Consider the following 23,177-nt stretch of genomic DNA (forward strand, 5'->3'; position numbering starts at 1 on the left):
CGGCTAACCCGGCGTCCTGCCGGGTTACCCACGGATTCAAGCCTGCGTTCGGCCAGCGTGGTTTAACGGGGCGCCTGAGATCAAGATCAAGAGCAGATCAAGATCAAGAGCGGCTCGCTTCGCATCGTGGTTAGCGGTGGGCGCTACGGCGTCATGGTCATCGGGGGCAGGCCCCTCCACACTGGGGCCTCCTGCAACTTCAAGCCTGTTGCTTATCCAGTTTCTTTTCGTGGGCGGTGACTTGCTGGCACAACTCGATCATCTGTTCGCGCATCCAGCGGTTCGCCGGGTCCTGGTCGGTGCTTTCATGCCAGTACAGATGGGTTTCCACCGGCGGCACGTCATTGACGGGCAGGTTGAACCAGTGCAGTTCATGGCGGCGGGCGAAGCGTTCGGGCACGGTCATGACCATGTCGGTCTGCTGCAATACTTGCGATGCCATCAGGTAGTGCTGGGAGCGCAGGGCGATTTTGCGCTGGATGCCCATCTTGCCCAGGGCGAGGTCGACATGCCCCAGGCCGTTGCGGCGGCTGGAAATATGGATATGGGTCAGCGACAGGTAGTCATCCAGGGTGAATTTGTCCTTGCCCGCCATCGGGTGCCCCTTGCGCATGGCGCATACGTAGCGGTCTTCCATCAGCTTGACGTGACGCACTTGCGGGTCGGTGTTGAGCGGCGCATCCACGGCGAAATCCAGGCGCCCGGCGGCCAGTTCCTTGGTGGTTTCGCGGCGTTTGGACAGGAAACTCTCGATGACCACCGTCGGCGCGAGGCGGCGCAGGCGTTGGAACAGCAGCGGTAAAATCACCGCTTCGGTCAGGTCGGTCATGCTGATGCGATAAGTCTTGGCCGCCTGTTGCGGGTTGAAAATCCGGCTCTCTTGCACGGAAACCCGCAGCAACGACAACGCGTTGCGCACCGGGCCGATGATGTTCTGCGCCATCGGCGTAGGCACCATGCCCTGGGCGGTGCGCACGAACAGCGGGTCGTTGAAGGTCTCGCGCAGGCGTGCCAGGGCGTTGGACACCGCCGGCTGGGTGATACCGACAATCTGCCCGGCCCGGGTGAGGTTGGCTTCGGTGTAGATCGCGTCGAAGACGATAAAGAGATTGAGGTCGACCTTGCTCAGATTCATGGGGGTTGCGCTCTTATTATCAGGTGGCGATTTTTTACGTCTTCAGACGCCAATCATATATCGGTGATGAATGTTAATACACGCCGAGAATAGGCTAGGTAAATTATCAACGCTGTTCTAGCATCGATTGCATGACCTAAACAACCTCTCAGAGAAGGGAGCCGCTCATGGATTTCGCCTATTCGCCCAAGGTTCAGGAACTGCGTGAACGCGTCAGCGCATTCATGGACGCTTACGTCTACCCGGCCGAGCCGGTGTTCGAACGCCAGGTCAGCGAAGGTGACCGCTGGCAGCCCACTGCGATCATGGACGAGCTCAAAGCCAAGGCTAAAGCCGAGGGGTTGTGGAACCTGTTCCTGCCGGAGTCCGAGTTGGGCGCCGGCCTGACCAACCTCGAATACGCGCCACTGGCCGAAATCATGGGCCGCTCGTTGCTGGGTCCGGAACCGTTCAACTGCTCGGCCCCCGATACCGGCAATATGGAAGTGCTGGTGCGTTACGCCAATCAAGAGCAGAAACAACGCTGGCTCGAGCCGCTGCTGCGCGGCGAGATTCGTTCAGCCTTCGCCATGACCGAACCCGACGTGGCTTCCTCGGACGCCACCAACATGGCCGCCCGCGCCGAACGCCAGGGCGATGAATGGGTGATCAACGGCAAGAAGTGGTGGACCTCCGGCGCCTGCGATCCGCGTTGCAAGATCCTGATCTTCATGGGCCTGAGCAACCCGGACGCGCCACGCCACCAGCAACATTCGATGATCCTGGTGCCGGTGGACACGCCTGGCGTAACAATCCTGCGCCCGCTGCCGGTGTTCGGCTACGACGATGCGCCCCACGGCCACGCCGAAGTGCTGTTCGACAACGTGCGCGTGCCTTACGAAAATGTGCTGTTGGGTGAGGGGCGCGGGTTTGAGATCGCCCAGGGCCGGCTTGGCCCGGGCCGTATCCACCACTGCATGCGCTCGATCGGCATGGCCGAGCGCGCGCTGGAATTGATGTGCAAACGCTCGGTCAGCCGCAGCGCCTTCGGCAAGCCGTTGGCGCGCCTGGGGGGCAATATCGACAAGATCGCCGACTCGCGCATGGAAATCGACATGGCGCGGCTGCTGACCCTGAAAGCGGCGTACATGATGGACACGGTGGGCAATAAAGTCGCCAAAAGCGAAATCGCCCAGATCAAGGTGGTTGCGCCTAACGTGGCACTCAAGGTTATCGACCGCGCCATCCAGATTCATGGCGGTGCCGGTGTGTCCAATGACTTCCCGCTGGCCTATATGTACGCCATGCAGCGCACCCTGCGCCTGGCCGACGGCCCGGATGAAGTGCACCGGGCAGCGATCGGCAAGTTTGAGATTGGCAAGTATGTGCCCAAAGAGATGATGCGCGGCGGGCAGTGAGACCGCGTCGCCTGCTATCGGCGGCAAGCCACCTCCCACATTTTGACTGTATTCACAAATCCAAGTGTGGGAGGGGGCTTGCCCCCGATGAGGCCGGCTTGAACACCCCAAAAACCAGCCTCAGTACACCCAGACCTCCACCCGCCGATTCTTGATCCGGCCTTCATCCGCCGTATTCGCCGCCACCGGCATCTGTGCGCCGAACCCGCGAATATCGCGCAGTATCACGCCGCTTTTCACCAACTCCCGGCGCACCGCCATGGCCCGCAACTTCGACAACAAGGCCGCCCGCTGCGGATCATTCTTGGCATCGCCAAACCCCACCAGCGTCACTTGCTTGTGCAGTTTGCCGTGGCTTTTCAGGTAGGCCACCACTCGCTGCACATCCTGGCGCGCCTTGTTGTCCAGGCTGGCGCTGCCTTCCTCGAAACGAAAGTTCACCGTCAAGCGCTGGGCGTTGCGCACAATCGCCTGGTAATCCTCGGGCATCGAAGCGCGGGGCTCCACGCCGATTGCCTGCACGTGCTGGGCGATAAAACCATTGGCCGCCACGATCGCCTGGCCCTGGCTGCTCTGGGCGAAGTCCACCAGTGCCTTGGCCCAGGGATTCTGCGTCGACGGCGGCAGATAAACGTACAGTCGCCGTGACAGCGGGTAATCCTCGGTGGCGATCAGGCTGCCCAGTGGCAGCATCGGTTGCGAGTCGCCATCAACCACCGCCACCGTCTTGGCCTTGCGGACGTAGGGCAGCCCGATAAAACCGATGCCTTGAGGGTCCTGGCTGACCGCATCGGACAGCGCTTCACTGGACTCGAAACGCCGTGCCGACGCCACCAGCGGTGTGTCGCGGCGGTTCAGCACCAGGTCCTTGAAGGTGTCATAGGTGCCGGACCGGTCATCGCGGGCGTACACATGAATGGCGCCGCCACTGCCGCCCAGGGCTTCCCAGGTGCTGATCCGGCCATTGAAGATTTGCGCCAGTTGCTCGGTGTCCAGCGTATTGAGCGGGTTGCGGGGGTTGAGGATGATTGCCAGGCCATCGATGGCGATCACCTGTTCGGCTTCCGGGCTTTTCAGGTCGCCCAGGGTTTCCAGGTCGACCAGTTCGCTGTCTTTGATCGGGCGCGACGATGCGGCGAGGTCGGCACTGTGGTTTTTCAGCGCGGCAAATCCTGTACTGGAACCATGGGCGGCTACGTCGATGCTCACGGTTTTACCCTGACGGGTCTTGCCGATCACGTGCTGTTCATTGGCGCCCTCGGCGGGTTCGATGCGCACGCCTTGCAAACCCTGGCGCTCCATCAACCCCTTGACCAGCGCCGGGCCCAATCCCGCGCCGATGGTGTTGGAACCCTGGATACGCAATGCCGGGCCTTGATCGGGAAGCGGGAGGGGGGCGGACACAGCGAAAAACGGGAAAAGCGTCAGCAGTAACAGAACGCGCAGCCTCATGCCGGCACCTTTTTGCGCCAAAGGAAGTGCCGGGAGATTAAGTCAGTTGGATTGCAAACATGTGACTGGTACACCACAGATCTAAATGTGGGAGGGGGCACGCCCTGGCCCTCTGTAGGAGCGAGCTTGCTCGCGAAAAACTCACGGGCACCGCGTTCGTTCAGTAAACACGCGGTATCGTTGACGTTTTTCGCGAGCAAGCTCGCTCCTACAAGTTGATCGAGTAGTGTCAGGGAATTAACTCAATTCCAGCCAGATCGGCGCATGGTCCGAGGGCTTTTCCAATGCCCGCAGATCATAATCGACGCCGGCATCCTTGACCCGGGGAAGCAAGCCATTGGACGCCATGATCACGTCGATGCGCAGGCCGCGCTTGGGCTCGTCCTCAAAGCCACGGCTGCGGTAATCGAACCAGCTGAAACGGTCGGTCACCTCAGGGTGCAAGTGGCGGAAGCTGTCCACCAGGCCCCAGTTTTTCAGGCGGGCCATCCATTCGCGCTCTTCCGGCAGGAAGCTGCATTTGCCGGTTTTCAGCCAGCGTTTGGCGTTGTCGGCGCCGATGCCGATGTCGCAGTCTTGCGGGGAAATATTCACGTCGCCCATCACCACCAGTGCCTGGTCATTGCTGAACTGGCTTTCCAGCAACTGTTGCAGGTCTTCATAGAAGCGCTGTTTGGCCGGGAACTTGGTGGGGTGGTCGCGGCTTTCGCCCTGGGGGAAGTAGCCGTTCATGATGATGACCGGGTTGCCGTTCTCGTCGGCGAAGGTGCCCCAGATAAAACGGCGCTGCGCGTCTTCTTCATCGGTGGCAAAACCCTTGTGCACACTCAACGCTTCCTTGCGCGAAAGGAGAGCCACGCCGTAGTGGCCTTTCTGGCCGTGGTAATACACGTGGTAGCCCAGCGCCTGGACGTCGGCCAGCGGGAACTGGTCGTCGTGCACCTTGGTTTCCTGCAGGCCAATGACGTCCGGCTGGTGTTTTTCAATCAGCGCCGCCAGCTGATGAGGGCGGGCACGCAGCCCGTTGATATTGAAGGAGACGATTTTCATGGTCGGCGGTCCAGTCTGGCAAAAGGGCGATGCTAGCCGACAAGTCGGACGGGGGCCAGCGTGGCGGTAGGATGCATGCGCTGCTAATGTCTGGGAACGACTGGCGCTGCGCAGGTTCGTACCCATAAGAACGCCATCTTTTTGAATGGCGTCCAGGAGATTGATTGTTATGCCTGACACCTCGACGGCAGCTGCCGAGATTCGCCTGCTCAACAGCGGTTATTCCCGCGAAGCGCGTTCCCTGTTGTACCAGGCCTACCGTCACGAACCGACCTTCGCCTACATCTTCGAAGCCGAGCGTCCAGGTTATGAACAGCGGGTACGCGCAACAGTGCGCGAGTTGGTCAAGCAGCACTTCTTTCAGAAACTTCCGGCCATCGGCCTGTTCGTCAACGACCGTTTGATTGGCGTCGCCCTCATCGCGCCGCCGCAGCGGCGCCTGGGCATCACCGAGAGCTGGGCCTGGCAGATTCGCATGTGGTTGAGCACCGGTGTGCGCGGTACGCGGCGTTACCTGGAATACCATCAGGCCGTGCTGGCGTGCCTGCCCGGTGAGTCGGTGCATGTGTTGCCGTTGCTCGGTATTCATCCGCAGTTGCAAGGTCAACACTATGGCGAGCAGTTGCTCGAGGCGGTCCATAACTGGTGCGCCGAAGACCCGCACTCATCGGGCGTGGTGCTCGACACGGGCAATTCCCGTTACCTGGATTTCTACAAGCGCCAGGGCTACGAGGAAATCGGTGAAATTGCGGTAGGACCTGTCGTGGAGCATGTGTTTTTTCATCCCAATCCCCAGGCGTTACATGTTGCAACGGCCTGAGACAGAATTATTCAGATAAATCCGAGTTCAAAGTACCTCTCTCGCTCGTGTAGCATCCGCGCCTATGAAGTTTCCAGGAAGATTTACCAGCGGCTTGATTCTGCTGTTCACAAGCTGTGGCGCATTGGCGCAAAGCGAACTGGACGTGCGGATCAAACCCTCAAATGACGCGCTGAAAGCCAACATCGAAGGCTATATCGGCAGTGTTGGCGATCGTGACGAAGAAGCCCTGCTGCGATTCAGCCGTGGTGCCGAAGAGCAGGCGCGCAAAGCGGCCCAGGCGCTGGGCTTCTATCAGCCGCGGATCGCCAGTGAGGTGAAGGGCGGCAAGAACCCGCGCCTGACCCTGACCGTCGACCCCGGCGAGCCGGTGCATCTGCGCAACGTGACCTTGCGCGTCGATGGCCCGGCGGCGAGCCTCAAGGCCTTTCGCGTGCCCGCCAGTGATGACCTCAAGCCCGGCGCGGTGCTCAATCACGGGCATTACGACGACGCCAAGCGTTTGATCCAGAATCAGGCGTCGCGCTATGGCTTTTTCAGCGGGCGTTTTACCCGCCAGAAACTGGCCGTAGACCCTCAAGCGGGCGTGGCTGACATCGAACTCATTTACGACAGCGGCCCGCGCTACAGCATGGGCAAGGTCAGCTTCAGCGGCGACACGCCCTTTGACGAAGAGCTGTTGCAGCGCATGGTGCCGTTCACGCCAGGTACACCCTATGACTCCGAACTGATCGCCGAACTCAACCAGAACCTGCAGGCCAGTGGCTTCTTCGAAAGCGTGCGCGTGGACGCCAGCCCCGCGGCCTCAAGCAATGACGTGATTCCGGTGGCCGTGCAACTGGACACGCGCAAGCCCCGCACCATGGGCCTGGGCCTGGGGTTCTCGACGGACGTCGGCCCGCGGGGCAAGGCCAACTGGACGCGCCACTGGGTCAATCCCCAGGGCCACAGTTATGGCTGGGAAGCCGAGTTGTCGGCGCCGCGCCAGAACGTCGGCCTGTGGTACGACATTCCGCTGGACCCTCCGCTCACCGACAAATTGCGTTTTGCCGGCGGCTATCAGAATGAAGAGATCGCCAACACCGACACCTTGAGCAAGCTGCTCACCCTCGGCCCCGAATGGCACAGCAAATTGCCCAGCGGTTGGACCCGGGTCATCTCGCTCAAATACCAGCGCGAGGAATATCGCCTGGGCAATGACTCGGGGTTGAGTAACCTGGTGATGCCGGGCATCAGCTACTCCTACCTGCGCAGCGACAACCGCATCGATCCGCACAACGGCTATCGCCTGATGTTCGACAGCAAGGTCGCCAAGGAAGGGCTCGGTTCCGACACCAACCTGCTGTATGGCACCGCCACGATCAAGGGATTGACTACCCTCTGGGATAACCACCGTTTCCTGGGCCGCGCGCAAGTGGGCGGCAGTGCCACCAATGGCTACCAGTCGGTGCCGCCGTCGCTGCGCTTCTTCGCCGGTGGCGACCAGAGCGTGCGCGGTTATGAATACCAGACCCTGTCGCCGGAAAACGACCGTGGCGACCGCATCGGCGGCCGCTACATGGTGGCGCTGAGCGCCGAGTATCAATATTCCATCACCGAAAAATGGCGGGTCGCGACCTTTATCGACCAGGGTAACTCGTTCAACACCCTGGATATGCCCAGCCTCAAAACTGGCGTGGGTGTGGGGGTGCGCTGGGTCTCGCCTGTGGGCCCGATCCGCCTCGACCTGGCCCATGCCCTGGAAGATCCGGGCGGCGTTCGATTGCACTTTTCCATGGGGCCTGAGCTGTGATGCGTGGTTTGAAAATAGCGGGGCTGGCATTGATCGCCGTCCTCGCGCTGTTGCTGTTGACGCTGTGGGCGGTGCTCGGTACCCAGGCCGGCAGTCGCTGGGTGCTGGGCCAGGTGCCGGGCTTGAGCGTGGAGAATTTCCACGGACGCCTGGGCGGGCAGTGGAGCGCCGACCACCTGCTGTGGCAGCAGGACGGCAGCCGCGTCGAGCTCAATGCACCGACGTTTGACTGGTCGCCGGGTTGCCTGTTGCGCATGACCTTGTGCATCAACCGGTTGGATGTGGACCAGGTCAGCCTGACGGTTGCACCCAGTACCGAAGAAAGCAGCAGCGGGCCGATCCAACTGCCCGACCTGAAGCTGCCGGTTGCTATCCAATTGGGCGATGTTCGTATCGGCAGCCTGCTGTTCAACGGCAGTGAAGCACTCAAGGGCTTGCAACTGGCGGCGCATTGGACCGCCGCCGGCATGCAGATCGACTCCGTTCATGTGCAGCGCGACGACCTGGTGCTGGACCTCGCCGGCCTGCTGCAACCCACAGGCGATTGGCCGCTCAATGCCACCGGCACGCTCAGTTTGCCCTACGCTCCGGGCGGCGCACCCTGGACCGTCGCGGTTAACATCAACGGCGACCTGCTCAAGACCCTCAAGCTCGATGCCGACAGCAGCGGTTACCTGCCGGCCAAGCTCAGCGGCGAGCTGCAACCCCTGGCGGAAAACCTGCCGGCGCAGTTGCGCATCACCTCCGAGGCGTTCAAGCCCAGCGCCGATCTGCCCGACACCTTGCAACTCAACCAATTGGACCTGAGCGCCAAGGGCGACCTTAAAGCGGGTTATCAGTTGCTGGGCAAGGCGGTATTACCGGCGCAAAAAGGCCCGGTGGATTTACTGCTGCAAGGCAAGGTCGACGCCAACGGGGCGCAGATCGCCGGCCTCGACCTGAACGCCGGCGACAAGCAAAGCCTCAAGCTCAGCGCCAACCTGGACTGGCAACAAGGTTTCAGCGCCGATGCCAAAATCGACTGGCTGGACTTTCCCTGGCACCGCCTCTATCCGCTGATCGACGAACCGCAGGTGGCCTTGCGCACCTTCAACGGTGAAGTTTCCTATAAGGACGGCAACTACCTGGGCAACCTCAAGGCCGACCTTGACGGCCCGGCGGGCGCCTTCACGGTGGTCACGCCGTTCAGCGGCGACCTCAAGCAAGTCTTCCTGCCCGAACTGAAGTTGAGCGCCGGCCAAGGCAAGGCCGAGGGCCATCTGAACCTACAGTTTGCCGACGGTATCGCCTGGGACACCGCGCTCGACCTGTCGGCATTGAACCCGGCGTACTGGGTCGCCGAATTGCCCGGCACCCTGGCCGGGCCGCTGCGCAGCAAAGGCGAATTCAAGAACGAGCAGCTCAAGCTCAACGCCGACCTCGACCTCAAGGGTCGCCTGCGCGGACAGGCCGCCGTGTTTGCAGCCAAGGCCGAAGGCGCTGGGCAGCAATGGACCCTTGCCAACCTGGACATCCGCCTGGGCGACAACCGCATCAACGGCAGCGGCAGCCTGCAGCAACGCCTGGCCGGGCAGATCGACATCAAGCTGGCGCGCCTGGCCCAGCTCTGGCCGCAACTGCGCGGGCAGGTCAATGGCCGCCTCGATGTGGCCGGCACCTTGCAGGCGCCCCAAGGCAAGCTCGACCTCAAGGGCCAGCAACTGGCATTGGCCGACAACCGCCTGCAAAGCCTCAACCTCGACGCCACACTGGACAGCGCCCAGCGCGCCAGGCTCGACCTCAAGGGCAGCGGCATCCAGAGCGGCGAGACCCAGGTCGGCACGTTCACCGCCAGCGCCCAGGGCGATATCAAGAACCAGAAGGTTCAACTGGACCTGGCCGGACCGTTGCTCAAGCTGGCCCTGGCCCTGGATGGCAACCTCGACAACGGTAACTGGCGTGGGCGCCTGGCCAGTGGTGACGTACAAGCCGGCGGCCAGGACTGGCGGCTGCAAGCCCCGGCGAAAATCGAGCGACTGGCCGATGGCAAGCTGACCTTCGCCGCGCACTGCTGGGTGTCCGGTGGCGCCAGCCTGTGTGGCGAAGTCCAGCGCCTGATGCCCGAGCCGAAGCTGCGCTACCACCTCAAGCAATTCCCTATCGACAGTCTTGCGGCGTTCCTGCCCAAAGACTTCGCCTGGCAGGGCAGGCTCAATGCCGACGTACAACTCGACCTGCCGGCCAGCGGCCCGAAGGGCGTGGTCTCGGTAGACGCCGGTGGCGGCAACCTGCGGGTGCGGGACAAGGGCCAATGGCTGGATTTCCCCTACGACACCCTGAAACTGGAAACCACCCTCAACCCCAAGCGCATCGATACCCAGCTCAACTTTCGTGGCGGCAAGCTCGGTGAACTGCTGTTGCAGGCGCAGATCAACCCGCTGCCGGCCAACAAGCCGATCACCGGCAATTTCAGCCTCACCGGCCTGGACCTCGCCGTGGCGCGACCCTTTGTGCCGATGGTGGAAAAGCTCAACGGCAAGCTCAACGGCAATGGCCGCATCTCCGGCGGTTTGCTCGCGCCCCTGGTTAACGGCAACGTGAATCTGGTGGACGGTGAAGTCTCGGGTCCTGAACTGCCCATCAGCCTCGAGGGCCTGAACCTGCAGGCGCAGATCGCCGGCAAAAGCGTGCAGCTTAACGGCGGCTGGCACAGCGGCAAGGCCGGGCAGGGCAGCCTCAAGGGCCAGATCGACTGGGGCCGCGCCCTGGTGGTCGACCTCAGCCTCAAGGGCTCGCAACTGCCGGTCACCGTCGAACCCTATGCCAAGCTGGAAGTGGCCCCCGACCTGAAGATCAGCCTCAAGGACGACAAGCTGGCGATTGCCGGCAAGGTGCACATCCCGCGCGGCGATATCACCGTGCGCGAGCTGCCGCCCTCGACGGTCAAGGTGTCCGATGACACGGTGATCGTCGGCAGCCAGACCGAAGAAGGCAAACCGCCGATGGCGATGGCCATGGATATCGACGTGGAAGTGGGCGAAGACCAGCTCAACTTCGCCGGTTTCGGCCTCACCGCCAAAGTGCAGGGCCATGTGCATATCGGCGACAACATGGACACCCGTGGCGAGCTGTGGCTTAACGACGGCCGCTACCGCGCCTACGGCCAGCGCCTCAACGTGCGCCGTGCACGGCTGTTGTTTGCCGGGCCGTTGGACCAACCGTTCCTGGATATCGAAGCGGTGCGTGTGGTGGTCGAATCGTCCCGCACCGTGACCGCCGGTATTCGCCTGAGCGGCAGCGCCGAGCAGCCGACCACGCAGATCTTCTCCGAGCCCGCCATGGCGCAGGAAGACGCGTTGTCCTACCTGGTGCTGGGACGTTCGCGCACCAACAACGGTGAAGACAACAACATGCTTGCCGAAGCCGCCCTGGGCCTGGGCCTGATGGGCAGCGCCGGCGTGACCTCGGACATCGCCAATAAACTCGGCATCCGCGATTTCGACCTGGATACCCAAGGCACCGGCAACAGCACTGCCGTGGTGGCCAGCGGCAAGATCAACGACAAACTCAGCCTGCGTTACGGGGTAGGGGTGTTCGAACCGGCCAACACCATCGCCTTGCGCTATCTGCTGAGCAAGAAGGTGTACCTGGAAGTGGCCACAGGCGTGGCCAGCTCCCTGGATATCTTCTACAAGCGCGACTTCTAAGCCTAACTGGGTCAAATGTGGGAGGGGGCTTGCCCCCGATTGCGGTCTTTCAGTCAGCTAATCTGTAGCTGACCCACCGCCATCGGGGGCAAGCCCCCTCCCACATGGACAACTATTTTCACTCAAGCTCTTGATCAATTACCAAGCAACCTAACTATTCCATTTGACATTCGCTGCCTAAGCAGTAATATCTCGTCACACATTCACTGCCTAGGCAGTAATAAGGTGACTTTCGATGCCTCATTTCACCCCTGACAACTTCCACAACTGCCATCTGGGCCTGTTGCTGGGCCGCGCCGCGATCCTCAAAGACCGCATCATCGACACCCATATGGAACCCCACGGCATCACCGCCGCGCAGTTCAAGGTGTTGATCATCATGGCCCAGTTCGGTGTCGACACCCCGGCCGAGCTGTGCCGCCACCTGTCCCTGGACAGCGGCTCGATGACGCGCATGCTCGACCGGCTGGAGCAGAAAGGCTTGCTCAGCCGCAAACGTTCCGAACTGGACCGCCGCCAGGTGCAGTTGGTGCTGACCGCCGACGGCCAGCGCCTGGCGGACATGCTGCCGCAGATCGGCGCCCAGGCCCTCAACCAACTGGCCGGCGTCCTCGAGTCGGGCGAGCTGGAAACCCTGGAACGGATCCTCAAGAAAATCCTGATCGCTGCGGGTGACCCCATCACGATCCTGCGGGTAGGTAACCAATGAACACACGCGCACTCAGCCTGGTGCTGGCGGCGATGACGCTGGCCGGTTGTGCCAACTACAGTGGCCTCGACACCCAGGGCCAACGCCTGGACGCCAACACCCTGCAAGCCGGCAAGTCCTTGAGCGGCGTGACGCTGTCGGAGGCCGCCTGGCCCAGCGCCGACTGGTGGAAAAGCCTTGGCGACCCACAGCTCGACGGGCTGATCCAGGAAGCCCTGCAAAACAGCCCCGACATGCAAGTGGCCAGCGCCCGCGCCCATCAGGCCGAAGCCGCGGCCTATGCCGCCAACGCCGCGCGCCTGCCGACCGTGGATGCCAGCGCCGGTGTCAGCCGTTCGCGCCTGGCCAGGGACCAGGACCCGCGCGGGCAGGGCGATGCCTACTCGACCGTGCGCAACATCGGCGCCAGCTTCAATTACAACTTTGACCTGTGGGGCGGCCAACGCGCTGCCTGGGAAGCCGCCCTGGGCCAGGCCCGCGCCGCCGAAGTCGATCAGCAGGCCGCGCGCCTGACCCTGGCGGCCAACGTGGCCAAGGCCTACAGCGACCTGGGCCAGGCGCATATCGTGCGCGACCTGGCCGTGGACGACCTCAAGCGCACCCGCCAGATGCTCGACCTGAGTCAGCGCCGCCTGAGTTCCGGTATCGACAGCGAGTACCAGTACCAGCAGACCGAAAGCCTGGAAGCCAGCGCCCAGTCGCAACTGATCGATGCGGAAAAACAACTGCAAAGCGCCAGGATCGCCCTCGCGGTATTGCTCGGCAAAGGCCCCGACCGTGGCAACGAACTGGTCCGCCCGGCGGTATTGAAACCCGCTGCCGTCGCCGTGCCTTCCGTGTTGCCCGCCGAGTTGCTTGGCCGGCGGCCGGACCTGATCGCCGCGCGGTGGCGCGTGGAAGCCGCGAGCAAGGACATCGCCGCCAGCAAGACCCGCTTCTACCCCAACCTCAACCTGAGCGCGAGCGCAGGCGCCGAGTCGTTGCTGGGGGACGCAATGTTTGGTTCGGCCAGTCGCTTCTTCAACATTGCACCCACCGTATCGCTGCCGATCTTCGACGGCGGCCGCCTGCGCGCCGACCTCGATGCCCGCGACGCCGATTACGACCTGGCCGTGGCCCAGTACAACAAGACCCTGGTGCAAGCCCTGGGCGATATCGGCACCACCCTGTCGCAATTGCGCGACACCGGGCGGCAGATCCAGGCGCAGCAACATGCCGCCGACATCGCCCAACAGTCCTACGACACCGGGGTGCAACGCTACAGCTCCGGCATCGGTAACTACCTGGATGTGCTCAGCATCGAGCAGCAACTGCTGCAGGCCCAGCGTCAGTTGGCGACCCTGAATGCTGCGCAGATCGACCTGTCGATTCAATTGATGCAGGCCCTGGGTGGCGGATTCAACGCCCACAACGTCGCCGCGACCACCCCAGCCACCCGCACGGAATAATTTGAGGTATTTGTCATGGCCACTGCCGACAGCAACAACGCAACTGAACAAACCAAGGACAACAACCCGCGCAAACGCAAAGTCATGTTGATCGGCCTGGCGCTGATCGTCATCTTGGGCGTCGTCGGCGTGTGGGCCTGGTACGAGCTTTACGGGCGCTTCAACGAAAGCACCGACGACGCCTATGTGAACGGCAACGTGGTGGAAATCACCCCGCTGGTCACCGGCACCGTGGTCAGCATCGGCGCCGACGATGGCGACCTGGTCCACGAAGGCCAGGTGCTGGTCAACTTCGACCCCAACGACGCGGCCGTCGGCCTGCAAAGTGCCCAGGCCAACCTGGCCCGCACCGTGCGCCAGGTGCGTGGCTTGTACAGCAACGTCGATGGCATGAAAGCCCAGGTCAACGCGCAGAAAGCCGACGTGCAGACCGCCCAGGACAACTACAACCGCCGCAAGACCCTGGCCCAGGGCGGCGCGATCTCCCAGGAAGAACTGTCCCACGCCCGTGACAGCCTGACCGCGGCGAAGAACGCTTTGACCAACCTTGAACAGCAACTGAAAACCACCAATGCCCTGGTGGATGACACGGTGATTTCGTCCCATCCGGATGTGCAAGCCGCCGCCGCGCAACTGCGCCAGGCTTACCTGACCAACGCGCGCAGCACCTTGATCGCACCCGTCACCGGCTATGTGGCCAAGCGCACCGTGCAGCTGGGCCAGCGCGTCCAGCCGGGTACCGCGTTGATGGCGGTGATCCCGCTGGACCAGCTGTGGATCGATGCCAACTTCAAGGAAACCCAGTTGCGTGATATGCGCATCGGCCAGCCGGTGGACATCGAGTCGGACATCTACGGCAGCGACGTGAAGTACAGCGGCACTGTCGACAGCCTCGGCGCCGGCACCGGCAGCGCGTTCGCCCTGTTGCCCGCGCAGAACGCCACCGGCAACTGGATCAAGATCGTGCAGCGCGTACCGGTGCGCATCCATATCAATGCCGAAGAACTGGCCAAGCACCCGTTGCGCGTGGGTTTGAGCACCGTGGTCAATGTGGACCTGCACGACCAGAGCGGCCCGGTCCTGGCGCAACAGCCGCCGCAGAAGGCTTCGTTCACCACCACTGTGTATGACCGCCAGCTGGTCGAGGCCGATGCCATGATCAACCAGTTGATCCATGACAACAGCGTCGCCGCTCCCAAGGCTGCGCAACGCTGATGAGCAATAACGCCTCGTTCACCCCACCCAGCCTGCTGATGGCCACTATCGGGCTGTCGCTGGCGACCTTCATGCAGGTGCTCGACACCACCATCGCCAACGTGGCGTTGCCGACCATTTCCGGCAACCTGGGCGTGAGTTCGGAGCAGGGCACCTGGGTCATTACCTCGTTTGCGGTGAGCAACGCCATTGCCTTGCCGCTCACCGGTTGGTTGAGCCGACGCTTCGGCGAGGTGAAGCTGTTCCTGTGGGCGACCATGCTGTTTGTGCTGGCCTCGTTCCTGTGCGGTATTTCCACCTCGATGCCCGAGTTGATCGGCTTTCGCGTGCTGCAAGGGCTGGTGGCGGGGCCGTTGTACCCGATGACCCAGACGCTGCTGATCGCGGTCTACCCACCGGCCAAGCGCGGCATGGCCCTGGCGCTCTTGGCGATGGTCACGGTGGTGGCGCCGATTGCGGGACCGATCCTCGGCGGCTGGATCACCGACAGCTACAGCTGGCCGTGGATCTTCTTCATCAACGTGCCGATCGGCATCTTTGCGGTGATGGTGGTGCGTGCGCAGTTGAAGAAACGCCCGGTGGTCACCAGCTACCAGCCGATGGACTATGTAGGGTTGTTGAGCCTGATCGTCGGTGTCGGCGCCTTGCAGATCATCCTCGACAAGGGCAATGACCTGGACTGGTTCGAATCCAATTTCATCATTATCGGTGCAGTGATCTCGGCGATTGCCCTGGCGGTGTTCGTGATCTGGGAGATGACCGACAAGCACCCGGTGGTGAACCTGCGCCTGTTCGCCTACCGCAACTTCCGCATCGGCACCATTGTGTTGATCGGCGGGTACGCGGGCTTTTTTGGCATCAACCTGATCCTGCCGCAGTGGCTGCAAACCCAGATGGGCTACACCGCCACCTGGGCCGGCCTGGCGGTGGCGCCGATCGGCATTCTGCCGGTGCTGATGTCACCGTTCGTGGGCAAATACGCGCACAAATTCGACTTGCGCCTGCTGGCGGGGTTGTCGTTCCTGGCGATGGGCTTGAGCTGCTTCATGCGCGCAGGCTTCACCAATGAGGTGGACTTCACCCACATCGCCCTGGTGCAGCTGTTCATGGGGATCGGCGTGGCGCTGTTCTTCATGCCGACCTTGAGCATCCTGATGTCCGACCTGCCGCCGCAGCAGATTGCCGACGGCGCGGGGCTGGCAACCTTCTTGCGCACCTTGGGCGGCAGCTTCGCGGCCTCGCTCACCACCTGGATCTGGATTCGCCGCGCCGACCAGCACCATGCGTACATGAGCGAGAACATGACCACTTATGACTCGACCACGCGCGACGCGATACAGGCCCTCGGCGGGGCGGGGCAGAAAGCGTATGCGCAGTTGGACCAGATCCTCACCAGCCAGGCCTACATGATGTCCACCGTGGACTATTTCACCTTGATGGGGTGGATCTTCGCGGGCTTGATGTTGCTGGTGTGGCTGGCCAAGCCGCCGTTTACCGCCAAGGCGGGGCCTGCGGCTTCGGGGCACTGACTGCCTAGGGCTGACATGCAATCAACTGTGGGAGGGGGCTTGCCCCCGATAGCGGTGGGTCAGTCAAAGATGTATCAACTGACACACCCTCATCGGGGGCAAGCCCCCTCCCACATTGGATGTGTGTTGTCAGGTATCAAGCGCCAGGCAGGGCCAACTGCGGATTGTTGCTGGTATGGCTGGCCAAGCCGCCGTTTGGCGCGAAAGCCGGGCCGGAAGCAAGGCCACTGATCCGAACGGATTGGAACGCAATCAACTGTGGGAGGGGGCTTGCCCCCGATAGCGGTGGGTCAGTCACAGATGTATCAACTGACACTCCCTCATCGGGGGCAAGCCCCCTCCCACATTGGATGTGTGTTGTCAGGTATCAAGCGCCAGGCAGGGTCAACTGCGGATTGTTGCTGGTATGGCTGGCCAAGCCGCCGTTTGGCGCGAAAGCCGGGCCGGAAGCAAGCGGCCACTGATCCGAACGGATTGGAACGCAATCAACTGTGGGAGGGGGCTTGCCCCCGATGGCGGTGGGTCAGTCACAGATGCATCAACTGACACACCCTCATCGGGGGCAAGCCCCCTCCCACAGTTTGATCTCTGTTCACATGGGATCAGTGGTATTGCGTATCAAGCGCCTGGCAGGGCCAGCTGCGGATTGACGAAGTCAAACGCCGCCAGTTGAAAGCCTTGCTCATCCACCTGCAACGCCCAGCCTTGCTTGTCCCAATCCCCCAGCACAATCCGCTTGGCCGCCTGGTCGCCAATCTGCAACTTATGAATGGCGGGGCGGTGCGTGTGGCCGTGGACCAGGGTGCGCACGCCGAATTGCTGCATCACTCGCGGTACTTCTTCGGCGGTGACATCGACAATGTCGTTGGCCTTCATGCGCGTCTGTGCACGGCTTTCGCTGCGCAGCTTTCGCGCCAGCTTGTGGCGTGTGCCCAGGGGCAGGTGGCGCAGGATAAACAGCACAACCGGGTTACGCAGGATGCGCCGCAGCTTCATATAGCCGAGGTCGCGGGTGCAGAGGCTGTCGCCGTGCATCAGCAGCACGGGCTCGCCATAAAACTGCACGACACTCGGGTCCTTGAGCAAGCTGGCGCCTGCGGCTTTGCAGAACGCCTTGCCGATCAGGAAATCGCGGTTGCCGTGCATGATGAAAATCGCGGTGCCGCTGTCGCTCAGTTCGCGCAGCGCGTCACAGATGGAGCGCTGGAACGCGGTCATCCCATCGTCGCCAATCCAGGCTTCGAAGAAGTCCCCCAGAATGTACAACGCCTGGGCACCACGGGCGCGGCCGTGGAGCAGATCCAGAAACGCCCGGGTAATGTCCGGGCGCTCCTCTTCCAGATGCAAGTCTGAAATCAGCAATATCACCCAACGATCTCGGCTTTCTCGACGATGACGTCTTCGGCTGGAACGTCCTGGTGACCGGCTTTGGACGTGGTGGACACGCCTTTGATCTTGTCGACGACGTCCTGGCCTTCGGTGACTTTACCGAATACGGCGTAACCCCAGCCCTGCACGTTCTTGCCGCTGTGGTTGAGGAAAGCGTTGTCGGCCACGTTGATGAAGAACTGCGCGGAGGCCGAATGCGGCTCCATGGTACGGGCCATGGCGACGGTGTACTTGTCGTTGGAAAGGCCGTTGTCCGCTTCGTTCTGGATGCTTGGGCGCTTGTCTTTCTTCTCTTTCATGCCTGGCTCGAAACCGCCGCCCTGGATCATGAAGTTGCCGATGACACGGTGGAAAACGGTGTTTTCGTAGTGGCCGGCGTTGACGTACTCGATGAAGTTGGCGACGGTGATCGGCGCTTTCTCGGCGTTCAACTCGATGACGATGTCACCGTGGTTGGTGGTCAGTTTGACTTGAGTCATGTTCACTACTCTTTTCAGGGAATTCGTGGGTTTGAGTGCCCGGGGCACCTTACCTGTCTGGCTTAAACGACGGCCAAGGCGCGCAGTTTAGCGTGCCCCGCAGGAATTTCGAGGTGGTTTTTTACCGCCCCGGCCATAAAAGCAGTAATTAAACAGCAGTTTTTGGTCCCGGCCTGTCAGTGTCTTGACTGCATCGGCTATTATGAGCCCTTTGTTTTATCTGGCCCCACCCGGCCACGAACCTGTCTGTTCAAGGATCCTATGAGCAAGCCCACTGTCGACTCTACCCCGAATGCCAAGGCCGGACCTGCCGTCCCGGTCAACTTCCTGCGCCCGATCATCCAGGCGGACCTGGATTCGGGCAAGCACACGCAGATCGTCACCCGTTTCCCGCCAGAGCCCAACGGCTACCTGCACATCGGTCACGCCAAGTCGATCTGTGTGAACTTCGGTCTGGCCCAGGAGTTCGGTGGCGTCACGCACCTGCGTTTCGACGACACCAACCCGGCCAAGGAAGACCAGGAATACATCGACGCCATCGAAAGCGACATCAAGTGGCTGGGCTTCGAGTGGTCCGGTGAAGTGCGCTATGCCTCCAAGTATTTCGACCAGTTGTTCGACTGGGCCGTCGAGCTGATCAAGGCCGGCAAGGCCTACGTCGACGACCTGAGCCCGGAACAGGCCAAGGAATACCGTGGCACCCTGACCGAGCCGGGCAAGAACAGCCCGTTCCGCGACCGTTCGGTGGAAGAGAACCTGGACTGGTTCAACCGTATGCGCGCCGGCGAATTCCCCGACGGCGCCCGCGTACTGCGCGCCAAGATCGACATGGCCTCGCCGAACATGAACCTGCGCGACCCGATCATGTACCGCATCCGCCATGCCCACCATCACCAGACCGGTGACAAGTGGTGCATCTACCCCAACTACGACTTCACCCACGGTCAGTCGGACGCCATCGAAGGCATCACCCACTCCATCTGCACCCTGGAGTTCGAGAGCCATCGTCCGCTGTACGAGTGGTTCCTGAGCAACCTGCCGGTGCCGGCCCAGCCGCGCCAGTACGAATTCAGCCGCCTGAACCTGAACTACACCATCACCAGCAAGCGCAAGCTCAAGCAGCTGGTGGATGAAAAGCACGTGCATGGCTGGGATGACCCGCGCATGTCGACCCTGTCGGGCTTCCGCCGTCGTGGCTACACCCCGGCGTCGATCCGCAACTTCTGCGACATGGTCGGCACCAACCGCTCCGACGGCGTGGTCGACTTCGGCATGCTCGAGTTCAGCATCCGCCAGGACCTCGATGCAAACGCCCCACGCGCCATGTGCGTGCTGCGTCCGTTGAAAGTCGTGATCACCAATTACCCGGAAGACAAAGTCGACAACCTTGAGTTGCCGCGTCATCCGCAAAAAGAAGAACTCGGCGTGCGCAAGCTGCCGTTCGCCCGTGAAATCTACATCGACCGCGATGACTTCATGGAAGAGCCGCCAAAAGGCTACAAGCGCCTGGAGCCGAACGGCGAAGTGCGCCTGCGCGGCAGCTACGTGATCCGTGCCGATGAAGCGATCAAGGACGCCGACGGTAACATCGTCGAACTGCGCTGCTCGTACGACCCCGACACCCTGGGCAAGAACCCTGAAGGCCGCAAGGTCAAGGGCGTGGTCCACTGGGTGCCGGCCGCTGCCAGCATCGAGTGCGAAGTGCGTTTGTACGATCGTCTGTTCCGTTCGCCGAACCCCGAGAAGGCCGAAGACAGCGCCAGTTTCCTCGACAACATCAACCCTGACTCCCTGCAAGTGCTCACCGGTTGTCGTGCCGAACCCTCTTTGGGCGACGCACAGCCGGAAGACCGGTTCCAGTTCGAGCGCGAAGGTTACTTCTGCGCGGATATCAAGGACTCCAAACCTGGTCAGCCGGTATTCAACCGTACCGTGACCTTGCGTGATTCGTGGGGCCAGTGATTCTGTTTAAGGAACTGTCGTGCTAACGATCTACAACACACTCAGCAAGACCAAAGAAGTCTTCAAGCCGCTGGATGGCAACAAGGTGCGCATGTACGTGTGCGGCATGACCGTGTACGACTACTGCCACATCGGCCACGGCCGCAGCATGGTTGCCTTCGACCTGGTGACCCGCTGGTTGCGTTTCAGCGGCTATGACTTGACCTATGTGCGCAACATCACCGACATCGACGACAAGATCATCAACCGCGCCAATGAAAACGGCGAGTCGTTCGACGCGCTGACCGAGCGCATGATCGCCGCGATGCACGAGGACGAGGCGCGCCTCAACATCCTCAAGCCGGACATGGAACCGCGCGCCACGGACCACATCCCTGGCATGCACGCGATGATCCAGACCCTGATCGACAAGGGCTACGCCTACGCCCCGGGCAATGGCGACGTGTACTACCGCGTCGCCAAGTTCATGGGCTACGGCAAGCTGTCGCGCAAGCGGATCGAAGACCTGCGCATCGGCGCACGCATCGAAGTCGACGAAGCCAAGCAGGACCCGCTCGACTTCGTGCTGTGGAAAGCCACCAAGCCCGGCGAGCCGAGCTGGGAGTCGCCGTGGGGCGCCGGGCGTCCGGGCTGGCACATCGAATGCTCGGTAATGTCCACCTGCTGCCTGGGCGAGACCTTCGACATTCATGGCGGCGGCAGCGACCTGGAGTTTCCGCATCACGAAAACGAAATCGCCCAGAGCGAAGCCGCCACCGGCAAGACCTACGCCAACGCCTGGATGCACTGCGGCATGATCCGCATCAATGGCGAGAAGATGTCCAAGTCCTTGAACAACTTCTTCACCATTCGCGACGTGCTGGAAAAGTATCATCCGGAAGTGGTGCGGTATTTGTTGGTGTCGAGCCACTACCGCAGCGCCATCAACTACTCGGAAGACAACCTCAAGGACGCCAAGGGCGCCCTGGAGCGGTTCTACCATGCGTTGAAAGGCTTGCCCGCAGTGGCCCCGGCCGGCGGCGAAGCCTTCGTGGCACGCTTCACTGAAGTCATGAACGACGACTTCGGCACCCCCGAAGCTTGCGCGGTGCTGTTCGAGATGGTGCGCGAGATCAACCGTCTGCGCGAGACGGATATCGACGCAGCGGCAGGTTTGGCGGCACGCTTGAAAGAGCTGGCCAGCGTGCTGGGCGTGTTGCAGATGGAGGCGGATGACTTCCTGCAAGCCGGCGCTGAAGGGCGCGTGGACGCGGCGCAAGTGGATGCCTTGATCCAGGCGCGTCTGGCTGCTCGGGCTGGTAAAGACTGGGCGGAATCCGACCGTATCCGTGACCAACTGACCGCCATGGGCGTGGTGTTGGAAGACGGGAAGGGCGGGACGACCTGGCGGCTGGCTGACTGACCGTTGATAGCAACAGGCTGAATGAAAAACGCCCCGACTGGTTTGGGGCGTTTTTTGAGGAGCAAAAAAAGATGCCCCTTAACGTTTCCACCACCAATTTAAGTCCTGCTTGACTGGAAATGCACTAGCGTGCAGAAAGAAGCAAATAAGCGCTAGCCACCCAATAAAAATATGCTCATCGATTATGTCTGGCCTATATCCTAGGAGCGGGAACTTGTTGAGGTACGCGATTTGGTAATGCAGAGCCATAGCTAGCATGTTTGGAATTAGTCCAAGAAATAGCTTGGTGTATCCTAAGGTTTCACTGGAAAGTAATACTCTAAGTGAGAATGCACAGGCCACGCCAAGTATGGATAATGTCGGGAAGATCCAGGCGATCATTTTTTTTGCTCTTCGTAAAGCTGATTTATTGTAATTCCATTTATAACCGCTTCAGCTCCCAATGAACTTGGGCTCATTATTTTATAAGCTCGCACACGGTCCGCGTCTAGGTATCTGAACAAGCGCCAAGCGTCAGGCTTCAGCACGTGCCTCACAATACTGTAGGCGGATAATCCAATATCTACGGCGCCATAAGCCATGTTTGCCTCTCGCTCTCCGTGACCGGCGGCGAAGGCGACTGATTGATACATGGCACGAGCCGGTCCGACGGTGTCTGATTGTCCTGTTGCTAGGTTACGTCCGCCTTCATATAAATTATTAGCACCGTGCGCCATCAATGGCACCCCTGCGATGAGGCAGAGCGTACCCACCGAGGCGTAGCAAATTCCAGCGCCTGCGGCGATCTGAAGTGCCCCCGCAACAACTCCAACTCCTTTTTGTGCGATTTCTTTTGACTGATCCAGCAAGCTACGCTGCTCTTTTTTTATCTCAATCAGCCCCTCTGCGACTGTCTTTTTTCCCTGCTCTACATCATTAACAATACTGCGAGCGTAATAGGCCACTTCCCGATTGAATATCGAACGATTAACGCCATCCTGTAGATGTCGGGCACTTATTGCGCACGCATGACTGGTCAGTTTTGCAGCGGCTTTGCTGACTATCCCCAAGTCATAGAAAGTAGGCGTTTGATTTTTGTTCTTTGAGTTTATCGCCCGCTTTCCCATGAGCCATAGCCGCTGGTCCCCGCGATGTGATGTGTCCAGATAATTTCCCGATAACGAATCGCCAGATGTTCTTGTGCGTCTACATCATTCAGGAGTACGGAATGGGGAACATCGACGGTCAGGCTGGCAATGATGCAGCCCCTTATATCGACGGTGTAGTATTTTTCGTGCCGACCAAACTGTGAAATTCGATAGAAGTTGATGACGCAGTTCAGTTCTTCTCTGTTGGATAATGCCACGGCCAGCAAGGGCGAGGATTTATCAATGCTTTTTGTGATGATCACCGGGCCATGAGTGGAAGCTCTGACATTGCCGGTGTTGAGCATATTGTGGTTGAAGGACATCACCATGATTTCGTCTCGATGCCCTTCCTGACACTTGTTGCCAATGGAGTCTTGAGTTGAGCAGCCAGCCGAAATCAGGCCTTGAGATTTTCCGTTAATGGACATGTAACCGTGGTTAGCCATGGACGTTGGTATCCTGATGTATTCGCCATAAACATACGGAAAAATGTAAATAGGAAATATCGGATGTTTCGCCTTTTATCGTGCGAGCGGGATGTAGGATTATTCGGGTTTGTGCGAGAAGAAAAACGCCCCGTTATGC

The 23,177-nt window shown here is 61.0% G+C and carries 17 protein-coding genes; 10 read left to right on the forward strand and 7 right to left on the reverse strand.

The window, feature by feature from the left end; translation table 11 throughout:
* Positions 1-199 precede the first annotated feature (199 nt).
* Positions 200-1,135 (reverse strand): LysR family transcriptional regulator, encoded by a 936-nt coding sequence (locus tag BFP89_RS07555; RefSeq protein WP_027606275.1) that lies wholly within the window; start codon positions 1,133-1,135, stop codon positions 200-202.
* A gap of 167 nt (positions 1,136-1,302) precedes the next feature.
* Between BFP89_RS07555 and BFP89_RS07560 the strand changes: the two genes are divergently transcribed.
* A complete protein-coding gene (locus BFP89_RS07560) occupies positions 1,303-2,532 on the forward strand; it encodes an acyl-CoA dehydrogenase (RefSeq protein WP_065884894.1) in 1,230 nt (409 codons plus the stop codon).
* Between the two features lie 120 nt (positions 2,533-2,652).
* Here BFP89_RS07560 and BFP89_RS07565 read toward each other — a convergent pair whose 3' ends face one another.
* Positions 2,653-3,984: a substrate-binding domain-containing protein gene (locus BFP89_RS07565; RefSeq protein WP_065884895.1), complete on the reverse strand. Its 1,332-nt coding sequence runs from the start codon at positions 3,982-3,984 to the stop codon at positions 2,653-2,655.
* Between the two features lie 237 nt (positions 3,985-4,221).
* The gene (gene xthA, locus BFP89_RS07570) at positions 4,222-5,034 is read right to left on the reverse strand and encodes an exodeoxyribonuclease III (RefSeq protein ID WP_065884896.1); all 813 of its coding nucleotides are present in this window, start codon (positions 5,032-5,034) and stop codon (positions 4,222-4,224) included.
* Positions 5,035-5,203: 169 nt separating this feature from the next.
* Between xthA and BFP89_RS07575 the strand changes: the two genes are divergently transcribed.
* The 7 genes from BFP89_RS07575 (at position 5,204) to BFP89_RS07605 (ending at position 16,233) form a co-directional block, all read left to right on the forward strand.
* Entirely contained in the window at positions 5,204-5,854 is a 651-nt protein-coding gene (locus BFP89_RS07575) for a GNAT family N-acetyltransferase (RefSeq protein WP_065884897.1), read from the forward strand.
* Between the two features lie 64 nt (positions 5,855-5,918).
* Positions 5,919-7,646 carry an autotransporter assembly complex protein TamA gene (locus tag BFP89_RS07580; RefSeq protein ID WP_065884898.1) on the forward strand — a complete coding sequence of 576 codons (1,728 nt, stop codon included), beginning with the start codon at positions 5,919-5,921 and terminating at the stop codon, positions 7,644-7,646.
* Positions 7,646-11,332: a translocation/assembly module TamB domain-containing protein gene (locus BFP89_RS07585; RefSeq protein ID WP_176718399.1), complete on the forward strand. Its 3,687-nt coding sequence runs from the start codon at positions 7,646-7,648 to the stop codon at positions 11,330-11,332. Before BFP89_RS07580 ends, BFP89_RS07585 begins: the two co-directional genes overlap by 1 nt.
* 235 nt (positions 11,333-11,567) lie before the next feature.
* A complete protein-coding gene (locus BFP89_RS07590) occupies positions 11,568-12,041 on the forward strand; it encodes a MarR family winged helix-turn-helix transcriptional regulator (RefSeq protein ID WP_065884900.1) in 474 nt (157 codons plus the stop codon).
* A complete protein-coding gene (locus tag BFP89_RS07595) occupies positions 12,038-13,489 on the forward strand; it encodes an efflux transporter outer membrane subunit (RefSeq protein WP_065884901.1) in 1,452 nt (483 codons plus the stop codon). The genes BFP89_RS07590 and BFP89_RS07595 overlap by 4 nt, the downstream gene beginning before the upstream one ends.
* 15 nt (positions 13,490-13,504) lie before the next feature.
* Complete coding sequence (locus BFP89_RS07600) at positions 13,505-14,704, forward strand: HlyD family secretion protein (RefSeq protein ID WP_065884902.1); 1,200 nt, start codon at positions 13,505-13,507, stop codon at positions 14,702-14,704.
* Positions 14,704-16,233: a DHA2 family efflux MFS transporter permease subunit gene (locus BFP89_RS07605; protein WP_065884903.1), complete on the forward strand. Its 1,530-nt coding sequence runs from the start codon at positions 14,704-14,706 to the stop codon at positions 16,231-16,233. The genes BFP89_RS07600 and BFP89_RS07605 overlap by 1 nt, the downstream gene beginning before the upstream one ends.
* 618 nt (positions 16,234-16,851) lie before the next feature.
* On the opposite strand, the gene lpxH is transcribed toward BFP89_RS07605, so the two are convergent.
* Positions 16,852-17,601 carry a UDP-2,3-diacylglucosamine diphosphatase gene (lpxH, locus tag BFP89_RS07610; protein ID WP_065884904.1) on the reverse strand — a complete coding sequence of 250 codons (750 nt, stop codon included), beginning with the start codon at positions 17,599-17,601 and terminating at the stop codon, positions 16,852-16,854.
* On the reverse strand, positions 17,598-18,101 hold the full coding sequence (locus tag BFP89_RS07615; protein ID WP_057721741.1) for a peptidylprolyl isomerase: 504 nt from the start codon (positions 18,099-18,101) through the stop codon (positions 17,598-17,600). The genes lpxH and BFP89_RS07615 overlap by 4 nt, the downstream gene beginning before the upstream one ends.
* 261 nt (positions 18,102-18,362) lie before the next feature.
* Here BFP89_RS07615 and BFP89_RS07620 point away from each other — a divergent pair, with 261 nt between their 5' ends.
* Together BFP89_RS07620 and cysS are read left to right on the forward strand one after the other, a co-directional pair.
* Positions 18,363-20,063 carry a glutamine--tRNA ligase/YqeY domain fusion protein gene (locus BFP89_RS07620; RefSeq protein WP_065884905.1) on the forward strand — a complete coding sequence of 567 codons (1,701 nt, stop codon included), beginning with the start codon at positions 18,363-18,365 and terminating at the stop codon, positions 20,061-20,063.
* A 19-nt stretch (positions 20,064-20,082) separates the two neighbouring features.
* Positions 20,083-21,465 (forward strand): cysteine--tRNA ligase, encoded by a 1,383-nt coding sequence (cysS, locus tag BFP89_RS07625; RefSeq protein WP_065884906.1) that lies wholly within the window; start codon positions 20,083-20,085, stop codon positions 21,463-21,465.
* 377 nt (positions 21,466-21,842) lie between these two features.
* On the opposite strand, the gene BFP89_RS07635 is transcribed toward cysS, so the two are convergent.
* Both BFP89_RS07635 and BFP89_RS07640 read right to left on the reverse strand, forming a co-directional pair.
* Entirely contained in the window at positions 21,843-22,571 is a 729-nt protein-coding gene (locus BFP89_RS07635; protein ID WP_176718400.1) for a DUF4225 domain-containing protein, read from the reverse strand.
* Complete coding sequence (locus BFP89_RS07640; protein WP_065884908.1) at positions 22,553-23,038, reverse strand: Hcp family type VI secretion system effector; 486 nt, start codon at positions 23,036-23,038, stop codon at positions 22,553-22,555. The genes BFP89_RS07635 and BFP89_RS07640 overlap by 19 nt, the downstream gene beginning before the upstream one ends.
* Positions 23,039-23,177 lie beyond the last annotated feature (139 nt).

The organism is Pseudomonas sp. 31 R 17 (assembly GCF_900004915.1).
Taxonomy (GTDB): Bacteria; Pseudomonadota; Gammaproteobacteria; order Pseudomonadales; family Pseudomonadaceae; genus Aquipseudomonas; species Aquipseudomonas orientalis_A.